This is a genomic window from Humibacter ginsengiterrae (genome assembly GCF_054780115.1).
On sequence record NZ_BAAGWY010000006.1, the window covers coordinates 180884 to 197597 of the forward strand.

Genomic DNA, 16714 nt, shown 5'->3' on the forward strand with positions numbered 1-16714 from the left:
CCACAGCTCGGAGCCGGCACAGTCGACCGGCCCGGCTCCGAGCATCCGACGTGCTCCGTCAGGCGAGGATCGTCCAGGGATCCTCGATGAGCCGCGTGAAGGTCTGCAGCCACTGCGCGGCGAGGGCGCCGTCGATGATGCGGTGGTCGCTGTTCAGCGTGTAGCGCATGCGATGCCGGGGCACGATCTGCCCGTCGACCACGGCCGGCTCCACCTTCGTGCCGCCGACCGAGAGGATGGCGCCCTCCGGCGGGTTGATGATCGCGGTGAACTCCTCCACCCCGTACATGCCGAGGTTGCTGATGGTGAACGTTCCGCCGCTCATCTGCGCCGGCGTGAGCTTGCGGTCCTGTGCAAGCTTCACCAGCCGCTTCGACTCCTCTGCCAGTCGCCCGACCGACTTCGTGTCGGCGTCGTCGATGACGGGCACGACGAGCCCGTGATCGGAGGCGACGGCGATCCCGATGTTGATGCGGTGGTGCACCTGCATGGCGGTGGAGTCGTCGCCCGGGTAGCTCGCATTGACCAGTGGATGCTCGCGCAGCGCGAGCGCAGCGGCCCGCACGAGCAGGTCGTTGACGCTGATCTTCTGCCGGCCTGCTGCCACGAGGCGCTCGTTGAGCGTGGCGCGCATGGTCATCAGCTCTTCGGCATCCGCGACCGCCGTGACGGCGAAGTGCGGGATGCTCCGGGCGCTCTCCGCAAGGCGCCGCGCGATCACCCGGCGCACCGAGTCCATCGGCACCTGCTCGGTGCCGCGGCGCTCGTCCAGCGACGAAGGCGCACCCTGCGATGCCGGCACAGCCGGAGCGGTCACCGCGTCGGGCGGCGCCACCGGAGCGGTCGCTCCCTCAGCGGCAGGCAGACCCGGCGTCGGTGCGCCTATCAAGTTCTCGACATCGGCTCGGATGATCCGGCCGCCGGGCCCGGAGCCCGTCACCGTGCGAAGGTCGATGCCGTGCTCCCTGGCGATGGTGCGCACCACGGGCGAGGCGAGCAACCGCTCCCGCGAGTTCACGCCGGAGGCACCTGGGGTCGGGACCTCGGGAACGGACGACCCTGCGGGAGCCGGCGCGGCCGGCTCCGACACGGGAACGGCCTCGGTGAACGAGGTGCCCGCGGCCGTTGTCCCGGTAGCGGGCGGCTGCGTCGGCGTCTCCGCGTTCACCGGCTTCACGGCCACGGCGGTCGTCTCTTCCGGGGTTGTCGTCTGCGCCGCGCTCGGTGCGGCACCGGTGTCGCCCGAACCTCCGGGCGTTCCGTCGAGCTCGGCGATCGGCGTTCCGATCGTCACCGTCTCGCCCTCCGGCACCAGGATCGCAGTGAGCACGCCGGCCTCGTACGCCTCGAACTCCATCGTGGCCTTGTCGGTCTCGATCTCGGCCAGCACGTCACCGGCATCCACATGATCCCCGACGTTCTTGTGCCAGGTGGAGATGGCGCCCTCCTCCATCGTGTCGGAGAGGCGCGGCATTGTGATCTGTTTCATGTCGATTCCTTGATCTGGCCGACGGTCAGCGCCGGCGCCCGACCGCGTCGAGCGTCTCGCGGATGGCATTCACGACATCGTCGAACGACGGGAGGGCCGCGGTCTCCAGCGGCTTCGCGTACGGCATGGGAACCTCGGCCATCGCGACGCGGCGCACGGGGGCATCCAGGTAGTCGAAGGCTCCGTCGGAGATCGAGGCGGCGATCTCCGCGCCGATGCCATAGGTGAGCCAGTCGTCTTCGAGCATGACGGCGGCGTTGGTCTTCTTCACCGACTCGATGATGGTGTCACGGTCCAGGGGCCGAAGGCTGCGCAGGTCGATCACCTCGATGTCGAGGCCGTCAGTCTCCGCGAGGCGTTCCGCCGCCTGCTGCGCGACCACGGCCATCCGCGAGTACCCGATCAGAGTGAGGTCCTTGCCCTCCCTGGTGACCTTCGCCTTGCCGATCGTGGCCGGTTCGACATCGTCGGGCACATCGCCCTTCGTGTTGTACAGCGCGAGGTTCTCCAGGAACAGCACCGGGTCGTCGTCGCGGATGGATGCCAGCAGAAGCGCTTTCGCGTCGGCTGGCGTCGATGGGGCGACCACCTTCATGCCGGGCACGAACGCGTAGTAGAGCTCGATGTTCTGGGAGTGGGATGCACCGAGCTGCTGGCCACCACCGCCCGGGGTGCGGATGACCATGGGCACGCTGAGCTGCCCGCCGAACATTCCGTGGATCTTGGCGGCGTGGTTCACGATCTCGTCCAGCGCGAGGAGCGAGAAGTTGATGGTCATGATCTCCACGACCGGGCGCAGACCGAGCATGGCAGCGCCGATCGCCGCCCCGGTGAAACCGCCCTCGGAGATGGGGGTGTCGCGCACGCGCCGTTCCCCGAACTCCTTCAGCAGGCCGGCGGTGATCTTGTACGACCCGTCGAAGATGCCGATCTCCTCGCCCATCAGCATGACGTTCTCGTCGCGAAGAAGCTCGTCGCGCAGCGTGTCGTGCAGTGCCTGGCGGTAGGTCATCTCGGTCATGCGACGCCTCCGGTCGTGAGCGCCGGAACGGGAAGCGCCGGGTACAGCGCCTGCCCCGGGTACCGGCGGGAGTCGTTCGGCACTTCAGTGGCGTAGGTGTAGTCGAACAGGGTGGATGCATCGGGCTGCGGGCTCGAGGCGGCGAATGAGGCGGCGTCGTCGACGACGGCCATGACATCCGTCTCGATCTTCTTCATCGCCTCGTCGTCGAGCACGCCATTCTTCTTCAACTCCGCTGCGAACGTGTGCACCGGGTCATGCTCCTTCAGCGCCTCCACCTCTTCGGCGTTGCGGTACTTCGCGGGGTCGACAACGGAGTGGCCGCGCAACCGCTCCGTCATCACCTCGAGCAGGTAAGGACGGCCGCCGCGCGCGACCTCCACAGCGTGCTTCGCGGCCGCGGCCGTAGCGACGGGATCGAGGCCGTCCACACGCGCGGACTCGATGCGGTACGCGGCGCCGCGCTTGTACAGCTCCGGCTCCGCCGAGGAGTGCTCGACGTCGGTGCCCATGCCGAGGCCGTTGTTGATGATCACGTAGACGATGGGCAGATCCCACAGCCCGGCCAGGTTGACCGACTCGTGGAAGGCTCCGGTCGCCGTCGTGCCGTCACCCATGGTGCACATCACGATCTCTGGCCGCCCTTGGTACTGGAGCGCGAGCGCCGCGCCGGTGGCGATCGGCAACTGGCCGCCGACGATGCCGTAGCCGCCAAGCAGCCGGTGCGTCACGTCGAACATGTGCATCGAACCGCCCCACCCCTTGGAGACGCCGTCGACCCGGCCGTACAGCTCGGCCATCACCTTGCGCGGGTCGATGCCGCGGGTGATCGCGTAGCCGTGCTCCCGGTAGTTCGTGAACAGGTAGTCGCCGGAGCTCAGCTCGCCGAGCAGTCCGACGATCGCGGCCTCCTCCCCCAGGTTGAGGTGGCAGTAACCGCCGATCAGAGCCTCGGTGTAGGCGCGCTGCGCCCTCTCCTCGAACCGGCGGATCAGCAGCATGTCGCGGTAGTAGTCGGTGAGGCGCTTCCGGCGCGCATCATCCAGCTTGGGACGGCGTTGAGTGGTCTTCGCCGAGCCGGAATCGCTCGACCGGGACCGGGTGCTGCGTGTGGTGGTCTTGGTGCGTGCGGACGCGCTGCGTGTCGTCCGGGCCGGATCGGCCATCGATCGTTCTCCTCCCGGCGCTTTCGTGAACGCCTGTGGTAAATGACACCGGTGAGTATCATTACAGGCGATATCATACGCCGAAGTGCGACGCAGGGGGCGCGGATGACCATGGAGAGCACCGCCTCAGACGGCAGCGCGCAGCACCGCAGGGGGCGTCCCACCGCCGAGCAACGGGAGGAGCGACGCGAGCGGATGCTGCAGCGCTCCTTGCCCGTCTTCCTCGAGCGCGGATACCAGGGAGCGACACTCGATGAGCTGGCACGGGCATCCGGTGTCACCAAGCGCACCATCTACACGGACTACGGCGACAAAGAGGGCCTCTTCGCCGCGATGGTCGACGCGCTCGCCGGAGGCATCAGCCAGGGCTCGGACACGGTCGGCGAGACCCTGCTGTCACTGGCGACGAGGATCGTGTTCCGCATCCACTCCGATGAGCTCGTCGCATTGCACCGGCTGGTGATCGCCGAGGCACCCCGGCTTCCCCAGCTCGCGCGAGCGTTCTACGAGCACACCGACGCGCGTCACATCGCTGCGTTGCGCGCGCACATCGTGGGAGATGGCCACGCGAATGCCGGCGGGCTCGCGTCTGCGCTGTTCTCCCTGCTGCTCGGCGAGCGTCATCGCCAGAGGCTGCTCGGCGTGCGCGGAGCGGCGAGCGAAGCGGAGGCGGCTCGGATCGCCCGCCAGGCTCTGCACCGGCTGGGGTTGGAGTCGAAGTGACCGACCATCGTCGAGGGTCCTGATGCGGTGGCCGAATGTATCGTGGATTCACGTCATCCGCATGATGATGTCGAGACGTCCAAAGGCGACACATGACGGAGAGTGACGAGACGCTTCGGTTTCCGGATGCTCCACGCGCTGCCTTGGACCGCGCACTGAAAGATCTTGTCGAACAGGCCCAGAAGGTGCTGGACACGCAGGGCTGGCTGCGGGCCCTGCTTCGGGCCGATCAAGCCATGCTCACGGAACCCGACCTGCCGGTGATGCTTCACCGGATCGTGGATGCCGCCGTCTAACTCATCGGCGCCGATACGTCGATGCCGTTTCCGTCCGGAAGCCGAACGTCGAGAAGAACGACGTCCGGCTTCGTCGCCAAGACCCGCCCGAGCGTGTGCCTGACGGAGTCGGATTCGCCCACGACCTCCATGTCGGGCTCTCGCTCGATCAGATCGACCACGCCGCGACGAACGAGCTCGTGATCGTCGACCACGAACACTCTGATCGCACGCTTCGTTTCCATTCGCGCAGCACCGTAACGCGTATTCCGCGCGTCCGCCTGCCGTGGGGCCGCGCAGCCGGGCTCGACTTGGACTATCGCGGTCAACGTGAAGACTCTGCTTGCCTTGCACTGCGCACGAGGTCTGCTGCGGCGCGATCCCACAGCAGGGACTGCCCGCACTCCTCGGCGCGGTCCAGGCGCTCTCCGACCAGCGCAACGAACACATGGCCCGCTTGCTGGATGTACCCCAGGATGTGCCGCTCGAGGTCGATCTCGTCGAGTTCATCATCCCTGGGCACGACGGTCAGCCTCACGGTCTCGATCCGGTCGTCATCGGTGTCCATCCGCACCCTCACGTCGTGAGGACCCGTTCGTTCGAGGATGCTCTGCGGCATCGCCTGGGTGTCACATGGCGCCCGTCGTACGTCGGCCGAGAGTTGAGGCGACGAGCCGCGCCGGCGTCTCGTCACTGTTGTCGGGCACATTCGTGAACCTCCCTGCGATCCGTGGAACGTTCGGCGACCTGCTCGGGATGCCTGCAAAACAAGATGCTCGTCGAACCCTTCGGTATCAGTCTTCGTCGAGGCGTGGAACGGCAGCAGAGCCGAAGGTCCCGGGTTGGCCTCGCCTCAGAAGCTGAACCCGAGGGCGCGCATCATGTCGCGGCCATCCTCGGTGATGCGTTCCGGAGTCCAGGCGGGCATCCATACCCAGGAGATCGCGTGGCGCTCCACGACTCCGTTCAGCGCCCACCGGGTCTGCTCGGCGAGGTCGTCTTGCAACGGACACTCGGCCGTCGTCAAGGTCATGTAGATCATCAGAGCGTCTTCGCCGTCGTCCCAGCCGAGCCCGTAGACCAGGCCGAGGTCGACGACGTTCACACCGAGTTCGGGGTCGATGACGTCCTTGAGCGATTCCTCGATCTGCTCACGCACGTCCTGCTCGAGCTCGCAGATCATCGCTGTCCCTCGCCCGTATCGACGGTGACCAGCACGTCGCCGTCGACCACGTCAACGCCGAAGACGGGTATCGGGTCGGTCGCGGGAAGCGAAAGGGGACGCCCCGTGGCCAGATCGAACGTGGCGCCATGCGCCCAGCATTCGATGTGCCCGCCTTCGACGAATCCCTCGGAGAGCGAGATCTCGGCATGCGAGCACGTGTCTGAAAGAGCGTGCAGCCGGCCTTCGGCGTCTTTGACGATGACGACAGGCACCCCGTCGACGATCGACTTGAAGGGACGTCCTGAACTCAACTCTGCCTCTCGGCACACCTTGGCTGGCATGGTTCCATGGTAGATAATAAAACGGAGAATATTCCTGTTAATTCTCCGAAGCTACGAACCAGGAGGTCGCCATGACCTACGTGATCGGCGCGGCGTGCATCGACGTGATGGACCGCGCGTGCGTCGACGAATGTCCCGTCGACTGCATCTACGAGGGCGGCAGAACGCTGTACATCCATCCGGACGAGTGCGTCGACTGCGGCGCGTGCGAGCCGGTGTGCCCCGTGAAGGCGATCGCCTACGAGGAAGACGTGCCCGACAGGTGGAGCGAGTTCGTGGACGACAACGCCCGATTCTTCTCCGAGCCGCTGCCGGGCATCCTCGCGCCCATCGGATCGCCGGGAGGAGCCGCGAAACTGGGTCCATTCGATGTGGACACCCCGCTGGTCACCGGCTATCCGCCGCTGGCCGAACGCGACGACACATGCGACAACCGAGCGGGGTTCCGGGCATGAGCGCGGGTGGCGTACCGCGGATCACCCTGGGTGCGGCTTTGGAGGCCGAGCATCGCGAGATCGACGGCGGAATCGAGCGCTTTCTCGACACACTGCGGCAAGGTATCCCCGACACGGAGGCGCTGGTGCGGGCCATGGAGGGCCTCCGCAGACACATCTACCTGGAAGAGGCGTTCCTCTTCCCGCCCTTGAATGACGCCGGCATGACCATGCCCATCTTCGTCATGCTGCGAGAGCACGGTGAGCTGTGGCGTGCGATGAACGGCATCGATGCGCTGCTGGGCGACGACCTCGACGAGGATGCCGTCGGCCGATCCGCCGTCGACCTACTCGCCCTGCTCGACAAGCACAACTCCAAGGAGGAGCCGGTCATCTACACGAAGGCGGACGAGGTGCTCGACGCCGACGCGAGCGCCGAACTGCGCATCTTCTTGACGGATGGCGAGCTTCCCGACGGGTGGGTGTGCTCGGGCGCAGTCGCGTAACGAAGTCACGGGCTGCGGGTCCGGTTGTGAGGTCACTCGCTGGCACCGGGCGCGTCGGCGTCGCCTGACGGCCGCGGCGCCAGTACCGTGACACGCATGGGGCGCCGACGATGACGGACGCGGACACCGACACCCTCGAACCGGTCCCGGATTCACGTCTGGGAGCGTGGCTCGCGACGTTCGATCCCGGCTACTTCGCCGCCGTGATGGCGACGGGAATCGTCTCGGTCGGCGCAGACCTGCTCGGCTTTCCCGTCGTCTCCCTTGTTCTGCTGATCTGTGCGATCGTCGCCTTCCTCGTGCTCGGCGCCGCCTATGTCGTGAGGGCGATTCGCTTTCCGCGCCGATTCGTGCAGTCGCTCATGGGCCCGAGCTCCGCGGTCACCTACTTCACGCTCGTTGCAGGGACCAATGTGCTGGGGGTCGGTCTGCTGTCGCTCGGCCTCTGGGTCGTCGCGCTGGTGCTCGGCCTGATCGCGTTCGCGATCTGGCTGGTGCTCACCTACGGCCTGTTCTGCTCGATCGTGCTCGCGGGCCATCAGCCGCATCTTCGTGAGATCAACGGGGTCTGGCTGGTCTGGGTCGTCGGCACTCAGTCGGTCGCGGTGCTCGCCACTGCACTCGCCCCGTTCCTTGCCTGGCCGCTGGGACGGCAGCTGCTCGAGGCGACCGGGGTGTTGTTCTGGGGCGTCGGGATCGTGCTCTACCTGATGCTGGTGATCATCATCTTCCTGCGCCTGCTCACCATCGAGACGACGCCGGTCGAGATGGGCCCGGCGTACTGGATTCTCATGGGCGCGACCGCGATCAGCGTGCGCGCCGCCGCCGGCATCCTCGACGCGAGCGCGCGCATCCCGATGCCACCGTTCACTGAGATGCGCCCGTTCATCGTCGGCATCTCCGTCGTGCTGTGGGCGTTCGGAAGCTGGTTCATCCCGATGCTCGTGCTCTTCGGACTCTGGCGCTACTTCGTGCGAGGCTACCCGTGGAGCTACGAGCCGAAGCTCTGGAGCGTCGTCTTTCCGCTCGGCATGTACACGGTCGCATCCGTCACTCTGGGCCGCGCCACCGGATACGGCTTCATGACCGGCCTCGCTGCGGTCTGGGTGTGGATCGGCATAGGAGCCTGGTGCCTGGTCGTGCTCTTGATGCTCGTCACCATGTTCGGCTCGTTGCGCAAGACCACCGCACCTGATGCCCGCAGCTGACGGCTCAGCGCCGCCGCCTGTGCTCCCTGTCCGGCGTGCCGACGGGCACCCAGGCTCTGCTACTGGCGGAGCGCGTGGAACCGGATGCCACCTTGTCGCGTGAGCGGTAGACGATGTACGGCCGGAACAGATAGTGGATCGGCGCGGTGAACGCGTGCACCAGTCGGGTGAACGGCCAGATGGCGAACAGAAGCATGCCGACCAGCGTGTGCAGGTGGTACGAGAACGGCGCCGCCGCCATCGACGCGATGTCGGGCTGGAAGATGAAGAGGGAACGGAACCACGGCGAGACGGTCTCGCGGTAGTTCTGGTCCGCCCCGCCGAATGCCGCGCTCGCGAGCGTGGTCCACAGGCCCGCCAGTAGGGCGGCGACGAGCACGACGTACATCATCTTGTCGTTCTTCGTGGTGGCCATGAAGACCGGACCTGTCGCACGGCGCCGATAGATGAGCAGTGCGATGCCGCCGAGCGTGCAGACGCCGGCGATGCCGCCGACGAGCAGCGCGTTGAAGTGGTACAGGCTCTCGCTCATGCCGAACGCTTGCGTCCACGACTCAGGGATGACGAGCCCGAAGAAGTGGCCGGCGACCACGGCGAGGATGCCGAAGTGGAAGACCGGAGACGCTATGCGAAGGATCCTCGACTCGTAGAGCTGCGACGACCTCGTCGTCCAGCCGAACTGATCGTAGCGGTAGCGCCAGATGAGCCCGCCGACGAGGATCACCACCATGACGTACGGCAGCACGCCCCAGAGCAGCACGTTGACCGCAAGCACCTTCAATCACACCCCTCTCAACGGCAGCAGCCGCGGGTCGTACGGCTCCAACCCGACCGACTCGGTCGGAGGCCCGTATCCGGCGAGCTTCATCACCGCGTTGCGGTCCGCGGGCGATTCGCCGGGCAGCGTGTCGCAGACCGCCGCGACCGCTCCGGCATGCGGCAGTGCGGCATCCACGAGCGCCAGTCGCAGCAGCTCGAGGCTAGGGCGAAACCGGATCAGAAGCTCCCGCCCGTCGTCGAGGTCTACGGTGGCCGCGAACTCGAGCACCATGGGCAGGTAGTCCGGCAGCTCGCCGTGCGTGTCGACGAGCACGTCGTGCTGCCGGTACGTCTGCTTGAAGTCGGCCAGAACGTCGCCCCGGCGCCGGGTGTCGCCATCCGTCCAATAGGAGAGGTGCAGTGCGTGCCTTCGGCTGAGATCGAACTCCTGAACGTACTGCGACTGCATCTCGGCCAGTGACGCGTTCTCCAGCGCATCCAGTACGAGCGCGAACGGCGTTTCGGCCCCGGGGAACTCGGTCAGCGCCGCACGGATCAGCGGGACACGCTCGCGCAGCTCCTCCGTCGGGTACGACAAGCACCATGCCGCGGCCAGATACACGACGCGGACGCGCTTATCGTTGTGCTCGTCGGGCCCCCGTCGCCGTCCGAGGCGACCGCGCTCCGTGCGGGTCCGCTCGCTCCGGGCGACGGTCATCCGCGGCCCCCTCCCTCGTCGGCCGGCGAGGGCGGAGCCTCGTGGGGTGTGGCCGTTGGCCGATCCGGGAACATGCCGCGCGGGACCCCGTTTCCGTCCCAGTTCAGCAGGTTGACCCGTCCTCGCAGACTCCCGCCGCCGGCCATGGTGTCCGTCGTCTGGCGCTGCTGCAGCGCTTGGAACGTCTCCACGGCCACCGGCGTGGGTGCGCCGCTGGCCTCACCGAACGGTGAGTCCTGCATGCCCGGGCCGCCGTCGAAGTCGAGCGAGCATCCCATCTCCTCCAGATCGTGCGCCTGCTCGACGTGAGCTGTCGGGATGACATACCGCTCGCTGTACTTCGCGATCGCCATCAGGCGGTACATGGCGTAGATCGACGACTCGTCCATGCCGACGGCCGCCGGGATGTCCGGGTTCGGCGTCTCGCCCATGCTGATGTCGCGCATGTACGAACGCATCGCAGCGAGCTTCTTGAGCACGTTAGCCACCCGCTCCGTGTCCCCGGCGGTGAACAGCTCGGCCAGGTACTCGACGGGGATGCGCAACTCGTCGATGGCCCCGAAGAGGTTGCCGTGGTCCTCCGCGTCGTGGCCCTGCTCCTTCAGCAGATCGACAACGGGCGACAGCGGCGGCACGTACCAGACCATCGGCATGGTGCGATATTCCGGATGCAGCGGGAGCGCCACCTTGTACACCTTCGCCAGCGCGTACACCGGCGAACGCTGGGCCGCATCGATCCACTCCTCGGGGATGTCCTGCTCACGGGCCGCTGCGATCACCGCGGGGTCGTTCGGGTCGAGCAGGAGGTCGAGCTGCGACTCGTACAGGTCCTTCTCGTCACGAGCCGATGCCGCCTCGGTGACGCGGTCCGCGTCGTACAGGAAGAGTCCGAGGTAGCGCAGCCGGCCGACGCAGGTCTCCGAGCAGACGGTGGGCAGGCCCACCTCGACGCGCGGGTAGCAGAACGTGCACTTCTCGGCCTTGCCGGTCTTGTGGTTGAAGTACATCTTCTTGTACGGGCATCCCGTGATGCACTGCCGCCAGCCCCTGCACCGGTCCTGGTCGACGAGCACGATCCCGTCTTCCACACGCTTGTAGATGGCGCCAGAGGGGCACGACGCCATGCACGACGGGTTGAGGCAGTGCTCGCAGATGCGTGGCAGGTAGAACATGAACGTCTGCTCGAACTCGAACTTGATCCGGTCCTCGGACTCCTTGCGCACCTTCGCGACGATCGGATCGAGGTGCCCGTTCTCCGTCGTGCCGCCGAGATCGTCATCCCAGTTCGCCGACCACGTCACCTTGGTGTTCTCGCCGGTGATGAGTGACTTCGGCCTCGCTACGGGGAAGTCGTCGCCCAGCGGCGCGTCGAACAGGTTGTTGTACTCGTACGTCCACGGCTCGTAGTAGTCGGCCAGTTCCGGTTGCACGGGGCTCGCGAAGATTCCGAGCATCCTCCTGGCCCTGCTGCCAGTCCTCAACTGCAGCCGGCCTCGCCGGTTCAGCTGCCAGCCGCCACGCCATCGTTCCTGGTCTTCGTATCGTCTCGGGTAGCCCTGACCCGGCCGGGTCTCGACGTTGTTGAACCACACATACTCGGTGCCGGCCCGGTTCGTCCACGCCTGTTTGCACGTCACGGAGCAGGTATGGCACCCGATGCACTTGTCGAGGTTCATCACCATGCTCATCTGAGCCATGACACGCATCAGTACTGCACCTCCTGACAGCGGCGACGGATTCTCGTGACGTTGTCACGCTGGTTGCCTGTCGGACCGAGGTAGTTGAACGCATAGGCGAGCTGCCCGTATGCACCGATCAGGTGCGTCGGCTTGACCAGGAGCCTCGTCGGGGAGTTGTGAATGCCACCGCGCCGGCCGGTCGCCTCCGATTTGGGCACGTCGATCGTGCGTTCCTGCGCGTGGTACACGTAGACCACTCCGTCGGGCATGCGGTGGCTGACTATCGCCCGGCAGACGAACACGCCATTGTTGTTCACGCACTCGACCCAGTCGTTGTCGGCGACGTCGATCGATGCCGCGTCCCCTGGGCTCATCCACACGGTCGGCCCTCCGCGGGAGAGCGAGAGCATCAGCAGGTTGTCCTGGTATTCGGAGTGGATGGACCACTTCGAGTGCGGCGTCAGATAGCGCACCACGATCCCCTTCGACCCGTCGGGTCCGAGCTCGGGCTCGCCGTAGAGGCGTTGCATGTCCAGAGGCGGGCGGTACGTCGGCAGCGACTCGCCGACATCCCGCATCCAGTCGTGATCGAGGAAGAAGTGCATGCGCCCGGTGAGCGTGTGCCACGGCTTCAGCCGTTCGACGTTGACGGTGAACGGCGCGTAGCGACGGCCGCCGGTCTCCGATCCCGACCATTCGGGGGAGGTGATCACCGGTTTGGGGCCCTCCTGCGTCTCCTTGAACGTGATGCGCTTCTCCTCCGACCCCTCGGCGAGATCCGCCAGCGGCCGCCCCGTGCGCTTCTCGAGCTGGCGAAATCCCTGCAGTGCCAAGCGCCCGTTGGTGGTGCCGGAGAAGCTGAGGACGGCTTCGGCGAACTTCTCGTCGGTGTCGATGGCGGGCCGGCCCGCACCGGCCCCGTGCGACATCACGCCGTTCATACGCGCAAGCCGTTCGACGTCGCGTTGCACGTCATACGTGACGTTCTTCACCGTGAACCCGAGCCGGTCGGCGAGCGGCCCGATGGTGGCGAGCTTCTCCGCGATCGCGGTGTAGTCGCGCTCCACGATGCTCACCAGCGGCATGTTCTCGCCCGGAACACCGCGGATGCCCTTCTGCCGCCAATCGCGCACCACGCCTCCCGGCTGCGCGAGCTGACCCGGCGTGTCGTGCTGCATCGCCCCGGTGACGAGATCGCGCCGCACGCCGAGATGCGTCTTCGCCTGCCGTGAGATCTCCGCCGCCAGCAGGTGGAACATCTCGAAGTCCGACTTGGTCTGCCAGGGCGGGTCGATCGCCGGGGTGAACGCGTGCACGAACGGATGCATGTCGGTCGACGAGAGATCGTGCTTCTCATACCAGGTCGCCGCCGGGAACACGATGTCCGACAGCAGCGTGCTTGAGGTCATGCGGAAGTCGGCGGTGACCAGCAGATCGAGCTTGCCCTCCGGCGCATCCTCGTGCCACTTCACGTCGCTCGGCCGGATGCCGCCTTCCGGGTCGTCTGCCATGACGTTGTTGTGAGTGCCCAGCAGGTTGCGCAGGAAGTACTCGTTGCCCTTCGCGGAGGAACCGAAGAGGTTCGAGCGCCAGAGGATGAGCGTGCGCGGCCAGTTCTCAGGGGCATCCACGTCTTCGATCGCCGAGCCCAGGCGCCCGCTCTGCAGCTCTTCGGCAACGTAGGCGGCCGCATCCGTCGCCTCTCCGGCCGCCACCGCGCGCTCCGCATCGTCGGCGACATCGAGCGGATTGCGGTCGAACTGCGGGTAGAACGGCATCCATCCCAGTCGCACCGCCTGCGCCACCGCGTCGGCGGTATGCATGCCGTCGAGGTTGCCCGTAGAGAGCGGCGAGGTGAGGGCGTCGGCGGAGTAAGCATCCTGCCGCCACTGATCGGTGTGCATGTACCAGAACGTCGTACCCGGAGTCGTGCGCGGTGGACGGCTCCAGTCGAGTGCGTTCGCCAGGCCGTTCCACCCGGTCAGCGGGCGGATCTTCTCCTGACCGACGTAGTGCGCCCAGCCGCCGCCGTTGCGGCCCATGCACCCGGTGAGCATGAGCATCGCGAGCACAGCCCGATACGTGGCGTCGCCGTGGATCCACTGGCAGATGCCCGAGCCCATGATGATCATCGAGCGACCGCCGGAGCGTTCGGCGTTCTCCGCGAACTCCCGGGCGATGCGGGTGCACGCCTCTGCCGGCACGCTCGTGATCTCCTCCTGCCAGGCCGGCGTGTACGCGGTTCCGGCGTCGTCGTACCCAGCGGCCCAATCGCCCGGCAGCCCCGGCCGGCCGACGCCGTACTGCGCGAGCATGAGATCGAACACGGTCGTGACGAGATGACCCTCGATGCTTCGCGCGGGCACGCCGCGACGCAGCACCCGACCCTTGCCCGCCGGGTCGTCGAAACACGGCAGCAGCACTTCCGCGACTTCGTGGCCGCTTGCGTCAGCCATGCTGAGGGTCGCGTCGATGCCCGCCAGGTCGAGGTTCCACTTGCCCGCGCCGCTCTCGTTGTAGCGGAACCCCATCGATCCGTTCGGCACCACCGGTCGCGCCGTTGCACGGTCGAACAGCACGGTCTTGAAGGCGGCGTCTTCGGCGCCGGCCTCCGCCGGCAGGTCGGCGGCGGTGAGGAACTTGCCGGGCACAAGGGAGCCGTCGACGCGCTGCTCGAGGGTCACCAGGAACGGCAGATCCGTGTACTGCCGCACGTAGTCCGTGAAGAACGGCACGCTGCGGTCGACGAAGAACTCCTTGAGGATGACGTGCGCCATCGCCATCGCGAGCGCCGCATCCGTGCCCGCTTGGGCCGGAAGCCACTCGTCGGCGAATTTCGTGTTGTCGGCGTAGTCCGGGCTGACCGAGACCACCTTCGTGCCCTTGTAACGCACCTCGGTCATCCAGTGCGCATCCGGGGTTCGAGTGACGGGAACGTTCGAACCCCACATCATCAGGTAGGTCGAGTCCCACCAGTCCCCTGACTCCGGCACGTCGGTCTGGTCGCCGAACACCTGCGGGCTGGCGACCGGCAGGTCGGCGTACCAGTCGTAGAACGATGTCATCACGCCGCCGAGGAGCTGGATGAACCGGGTGCCGATGGCGTGCGACACGATCGACATCGCGGGAATCGGCGAGAAGCCGGCCACCCGATCGGGACCGTACGTCTTGATCGTGTGCACGTGCGCGGCGGCGGCGATCTCGACCGCCTCCTGCCACGTCATGCGCACGAGCCCGCCGGAACCGCGGGCTCGCTGATAGCGGCGGCGCTTCTCCGGATCGCCCACCACGTCGGCCCAGGCGAGCACCGGATCGCCCAGCCGCGTCTTCGCCTCGCGGTACATCTCGATCAGCACGCCGCGTCCGTAGGGAAAGCGCACCCGCGTCGGCGAGTAGGTATACCAGGAGAACGCGGCGCCGCGCGGGCATCCGCGAGGCTCGTACTCCGGGCTGTCCGGACCGACGGAGGGGTAGTCGGTCTGCTGCGACTCCCACGTGATGATGCCGTCTTTGACGTAGATCTTCCATGAGCAGGAGCCCGTACAGTTCACGCCGTGCGTGGAGCGGACCACCTTGTCGTGGCTCCACCTGTCGCGGTAGAACACGTCGCCACTGCGACCGCCCTCGCGGAAGACCGCTCGCCCGTCGTCCGTCTCATCCCACTTGGTGAAGAACTGGCCGAGCTTGAGCATCGCGTCCGACGCCGGCCCATCCAGCCCCACCCGCGCTGGTGAAGCTTTCATGTCGCCACACTATGACCGGACGCCACGCTCCTCCAGAGGCCGCGCCCCGGTTCACCCTGAGTGCGCTGTCTGTTCTTCCGACTGACGTCGTGAGCGCTCGGACCGTGCGCGGGTCAAAATAGATGCCCGACAGATTCGAAAGGGATGCCTATGGTCCGCGTGCTCCTCCGAGGCGGGGGATCCATCGTGGTCGCCGCTGATCTCCTCACATTCGACGGTCCCGACGTCGTGTTCTACCACGGCGAATCCGAGCTGGAACGGCGTCCCGTCGCGGCCGTCGGCAGCATTGAGTTCGACGTCGCCCGGCACACGAGAGGCAATGGCGACGCAGCGAACGAAAAGGCGTACTCCGTTGCGGAGATCCGGCAGACACATCCGTCTGCCTACGCACGCTGGACACCCGCCGAAGACGACCGCCTGCTACAGCTCCACGACAGCGGCATTCCGGACTCGGAGATCGCGGCGACCCTGGGACGTCAAGCCAGCGCCGTTCGTTCGCGTATTGGAAAGCTGCGACCGATCGACTAGGACAGGTCACACGTGGGCGCGCCAGGAGTGCTGAGGATCGTAGCCGAGCAGGCGCCGCGCCTTGTCGATCGAGAGCAGGGTGTCATGGTCGCCGAGATCCCGGGCGACCGGAACGCTACCGAATTCCGCGGCGGCCAGCTCCGCGTTGGGTCGGTTCGACACGGTGTCGGCCGCGGCGATGATGAAGACGTCGAAGCCTTGTGTCTCCGATTCCAGTGCCTTCAGGATGGCCTGCGAGCCGTCGCGCGCGTCTATGTAGCCCCACGCGTTCCAGCGCCTGTTCTTCGGGTCGGCGTCGTACTCGGGGAAGGCAGCGTAGTCCTCCGGGTCCATCACGTTGGAGAACCGCAGGGCGATGATCTTCAGCGTCGGATCCCACCGGGTGAACTGCCGCGCCATCGTCTCTTCGAGGTGCTTGACCAGCGAGTACGTGGACTCCGGACGTCCCGGATACTCCTCGTCGATCGGCAGGTAGGGCGGATCCTCGTCGAACGGAAGGCCCAGGACGGTCTCGCTCGACGCGTAGACGACGTTGCGGATGCCCAGCGTGCGTGCCGCCTGGAACACGTGATACGTGCTCAGGATGTTGTTCTCGAACGTGGCGACGTCGCTGCGGATGCCGGGGGCCGGGATCGCGCCCAGGTGCACGATCGCGTCGTATCCGGGCTGCCTCGCACCCTCGTGCACGCCGGCGAGCGCGTCCACCACCTGGCCGTAGTCGGTCAGATCCACCTGCAGAAAGCCGGGGCCGCGAATGCCCGTCACATCGAACGACGTGACGTCGTGGCCGGCGTCGCGAAGCACGCGCACCGCCGTTCGTCCGAGCTTGCCTGATCCACCAGTGAGAGCGATACGCATGAGCGACATTCTGGCACCGTGGTCCCACGCGCAGTGCCGCTGATTGAATTCGCCGGTGCCAGAGCGAACCCGTACGTTGCCGCACGGGCAATCACACCATC

General features: G+C 66.7%; 18 protein-coding genes. 6 read left to right on the forward strand and 12 right to left on the reverse strand.

The features are described from left to right. Positions 1-58: 58 nt before the first annotated feature. Genes ACYVII_RS09615 through pdhA form a run of 3 tightly spaced genes read right to left on the reverse strand, consistent with a single transcriptional unit; the run spans position 59 to position 3676 of the window. Entirely contained in the window at positions 59-1489 is a 1431-nt protein-coding gene (locus ACYVII_RS09615; protein ID WP_460534315.1) for a dihydrolipoamide acetyltransferase family protein, read from the reverse strand. Between the two features lie 25 nt (positions 1490-1514). Then, positions 1515-2510 carry an alpha-ketoacid dehydrogenase subunit beta gene (locus ACYVII_RS09620; protein WP_460534317.1) on the reverse strand — a complete coding sequence of 332 codons (996 nt, stop codon included), beginning with the start codon at positions 2508-2510 and terminating at the stop codon, positions 1515-1517. Continuing rightward, positions 2507-3676 carry a thiamine pyrophosphate-dependent enzyme gene (gene pdhA, locus ACYVII_RS09625; RefSeq protein ID WP_460534319.1) on the reverse strand — a complete coding sequence of 390 codons (1170 nt, stop codon included), beginning with the start codon at positions 3674-3676 and terminating at the stop codon, positions 2507-2509. Before pdhA ends, ACYVII_RS09620 begins: the two co-directional genes overlap by 4 nt. A gap of 105 nt (positions 3677-3781) precedes the next feature. On the opposite strand from pdhA, the gene ACYVII_RS09630 reads away from it, so the two are divergent. Both ACYVII_RS09630 and ACYVII_RS09635 read left to right on the forward strand, forming a co-directional pair. Continuing rightward, a complete protein-coding gene (locus ACYVII_RS09630; RefSeq protein WP_460534321.1) occupies positions 3782-4399 on the forward strand; it encodes a TetR/AcrR family transcriptional regulator in 618 nt (205 codons plus the stop codon). 92 nt (positions 4400-4491) lie between these two features. Further along, positions 4492-4695: a hypothetical protein gene (locus ACYVII_RS09635; RefSeq protein ID WP_460534323.1), complete on the forward strand. Its 204-nt coding sequence runs from the start codon at positions 4492-4494 to the stop codon at positions 4693-4695. Here the strand turns inward: ACYVII_RS09635 and ACYVII_RS09640 are convergent. From ACYVII_RS09640 to ACYVII_RS09655, 4 genes are all read right to left on the reverse strand, one after another. Then, a complete protein-coding gene (locus tag ACYVII_RS09640) occupies positions 4692-4919 on the reverse strand; it encodes a response regulator transcription factor (protein WP_460534325.1) in 228 nt (75 codons plus the stop codon). The genes ACYVII_RS09635 and ACYVII_RS09640 overlap by 4 nt on opposite strands. Positions 4920-4999: 80 nt before the next feature. Next, entirely contained in the window at positions 5000-5242 is a 243-nt protein-coding gene (locus ACYVII_RS09645; RefSeq protein ID WP_460534327.1) for a hypothetical protein, read from the reverse strand. A gap of 285 nt (positions 5243-5527) precedes the next feature. Beyond that, positions 5528-5857, reverse strand: coding sequence for a metal-sulfur cluster assembly factor (locus tag ACYVII_RS09650; RefSeq protein WP_460534329.1), 330 nt, complete (start codon positions 5855-5857; stop codon positions 5528-5530). Beyond that, the gene (locus tag ACYVII_RS09655; RefSeq protein WP_460534331.1) at positions 5854-6180 is read right to left on the reverse strand and encodes a non-heme iron oxygenase ferredoxin subunit; all 327 of its coding nucleotides are present in this window, start codon (positions 6178-6180) and stop codon (positions 5854-5856) included. The genes ACYVII_RS09650 and ACYVII_RS09655 overlap by 4 nt, the downstream gene beginning before the upstream one ends. 71 nt (positions 6181-6251) lie before the next feature. Here ACYVII_RS09655 and fdxA point away from each other — a divergent pair, with 71 nt between their 5' ends. The 3 genes from fdxA (at position 6252) to ACYVII_RS09670 (ending at position 8328) form a co-directional block, all read left to right on the forward strand. Next, on the forward strand, positions 6252-6635 hold the full coding sequence (gene fdxA, locus ACYVII_RS09660) for a 4Fe-4S dicluster domain-containing protein (protein ID WP_460534333.1): 384 nt from the start codon (positions 6252-6254) through the stop codon (positions 6633-6635). Next, positions 6632-7120, forward strand: a complete 489-nt coding sequence (locus tag ACYVII_RS09665; protein ID WP_460534335.1) for a hemerythrin domain-containing protein — start codon at positions 6632-6634, stop codon at positions 7118-7120. Before fdxA ends, ACYVII_RS09665 begins: the two co-directional genes overlap by 4 nt. 110 nt (positions 7121-7230) lie before the next feature. Beyond that, the gene (locus tag ACYVII_RS09670; RefSeq protein ID WP_460534337.1) at positions 7231-8328 is read left to right on the forward strand and encodes a tellurite resistance/C4-dicarboxylate transporter family protein; all 1098 of its coding nucleotides are present in this window, start codon (positions 7231-7233) and stop codon (positions 8326-8328) included. 4 nt (positions 8329-8332) lie between these two features. Here ACYVII_RS09670 and narI read toward each other — a convergent pair whose 3' ends face one another. From narI to ACYVII_RS09690, 4 genes are read right to left on the reverse strand one after another with little or no spacing between them, the layout of a single operon-like run. Beyond that, entirely contained in the window at positions 8333-9103 is a 771-nt protein-coding gene (gene narI / locus ACYVII_RS09675) for a respiratory nitrate reductase subunit gamma (RefSeq protein ID WP_460534339.1), read from the reverse strand. Positions 9104-9109: 6 nt separating this feature from the next. Then, a complete protein-coding gene (narJ, locus tag ACYVII_RS09680) occupies positions 9110-9805 on the reverse strand; it encodes a nitrate reductase molybdenum cofactor assembly chaperone (RefSeq protein WP_460534341.1) in 696 nt (231 codons plus the stop codon). Beyond that, the gene (gene narH, locus ACYVII_RS09685) at positions 9802-11511 is read right to left on the reverse strand and encodes a nitrate reductase subunit beta (RefSeq protein ID WP_460534343.1); all 1710 of its coding nucleotides are present in this window, start codon (positions 11509-11511) and stop codon (positions 9802-9804) included. The genes narJ and narH overlap by 4 nt, the downstream gene beginning before the upstream one ends. Next, positions 11511-15227, reverse strand: coding sequence for a nitrate reductase subunit alpha (locus ACYVII_RS09690; RefSeq protein WP_460534344.1), 3717 nt, complete (start codon positions 15225-15227; stop codon positions 11511-11513). The genes narH and ACYVII_RS09690 overlap by 1 nt, the downstream gene beginning before the upstream one ends. Before the next feature lie 150 nt (positions 15228-15377). Between ACYVII_RS09690 and ACYVII_RS09695 the strand changes: the two genes are divergently transcribed. Continuing rightward, a complete protein-coding gene (locus tag ACYVII_RS09695) occupies positions 15378-15755 on the forward strand; it encodes an SANT/Myb-like DNA-binding domain-containing protein (protein ID WP_460534346.1) in 378 nt (125 codons plus the stop codon). A 6-nt stretch (positions 15756-15761) separates the two neighbouring features. On the opposite strand, the gene ACYVII_RS09700 is transcribed toward ACYVII_RS09695, so the two are convergent. Next, a complete protein-coding gene (locus tag ACYVII_RS09700) occupies positions 15762-16613 on the reverse strand; it encodes an NAD-dependent epimerase/dehydratase family protein (RefSeq protein WP_460534348.1) in 852 nt (283 codons plus the stop codon). Positions 16614-16714 lie beyond the last annotated feature (101 nt).

Coding starts and splice junctions, on each gene's coding strand:
- ACYVII_RS09615 (WP_460534315.1), bottom strand. CDS start 1,489: ATGAAACAGATCACAATGCCGCGCCTCTCCGACACGATGGAGGAGGGC.
- ACYVII_RS09620 (WP_460534317.1), bottom strand. CDS start 2,510: ATGACCGAGATGACCTACCGCCAGGCACTGCACGACACGCTGCGCGAC.
- pdhA (WP_460534319.1), bottom strand. CDS start 3,676: ATGGCCGATCCGGCCCGGACGACACGCAGCGCGTCCGCACGCACCAAG.
- ACYVII_RS09630 (WP_460534321.1), top strand. CDS start 3,782: ATGACCATGGAGAGCACCGCCTCAGACGGCAGCGCGCAGCACCGCAGG.
- ACYVII_RS09635 (WP_460534323.1), top strand. CDS start 4,492: ATGACGGAGAGTGACGAGACGCTTCGGTTTCCGGATGCTCCACGCGCT.
- ACYVII_RS09640 (WP_460534325.1), bottom strand. CDS start 4,919: ATGGAAACGAAGCGTGCGATCAGAGTGTTCGTGGTCGACGATCACGAG.
- ACYVII_RS09645 (WP_460534327.1), bottom strand. CDS start 5,242: ATGGACACCGATGACGACCGGATCGAGACCGTGAGGCTGACCGTCGTG.
- ACYVII_RS09650 (WP_460534329.1), bottom strand. CDS start 5,857: ATGATCTGCGAGCTCGAGCAGGACGTGCGTGAGCAGATCGAGGAATCG.
- ACYVII_RS09655 (WP_460534331.1), bottom strand. CDS start 6,180: ATGCCAGCCAAGGTGTGCCGAGAGGCAGAGTTGAGTTCAGGACGTCCC.
- fdxA (WP_460534333.1), top strand. CDS start 6,252: ATGACCTACGTGATCGGCGCGGCGTGCATCGACGTGATGGACCGCGCG.
- ACYVII_RS09665 (WP_460534335.1), top strand. CDS start 6,632: ATGAGCGCGGGTGGCGTACCGCGGATCACCCTGGGTGCGGCTTTGGAG.
- ACYVII_RS09670 (WP_460534337.1), top strand. CDS start 7,231: ATGACGGACGCGGACACCGACACCCTCGAACCGGTCCCGGATTCACGT.
- narJ (WP_460534341.1), bottom strand. CDS start 9,805: ATGACCGTCGCCCGGAGCGAGCGGACCCGCACGGAGCGCGGTCGCCTC.
- narH (WP_460534343.1), bottom strand. CDS start 11,511: ATGCGTGTCATGGCTCAGATGAGCATGGTGATGAACCTCGACAAGTGC.
- ACYVII_RS09690 (WP_460534344.1), bottom strand. CDS start 15,227: ATGAAAGCTTCACCAGCGCGGGTGGGGCTGGATGGGCCGGCGTCGGAC.
- ACYVII_RS09695 (WP_460534346.1), top strand. CDS start 15,378: ATGGTCCGCGTGCTCCTCCGAGGCGGGGGATCCATCGTGGTCGCCGCT.
- ACYVII_RS09700 (WP_460534348.1), bottom strand. CDS start 16,613: ATGCGTATCGCTCTCACTGGTGGATCAGGCAAGCTCGGACGAACGGCG.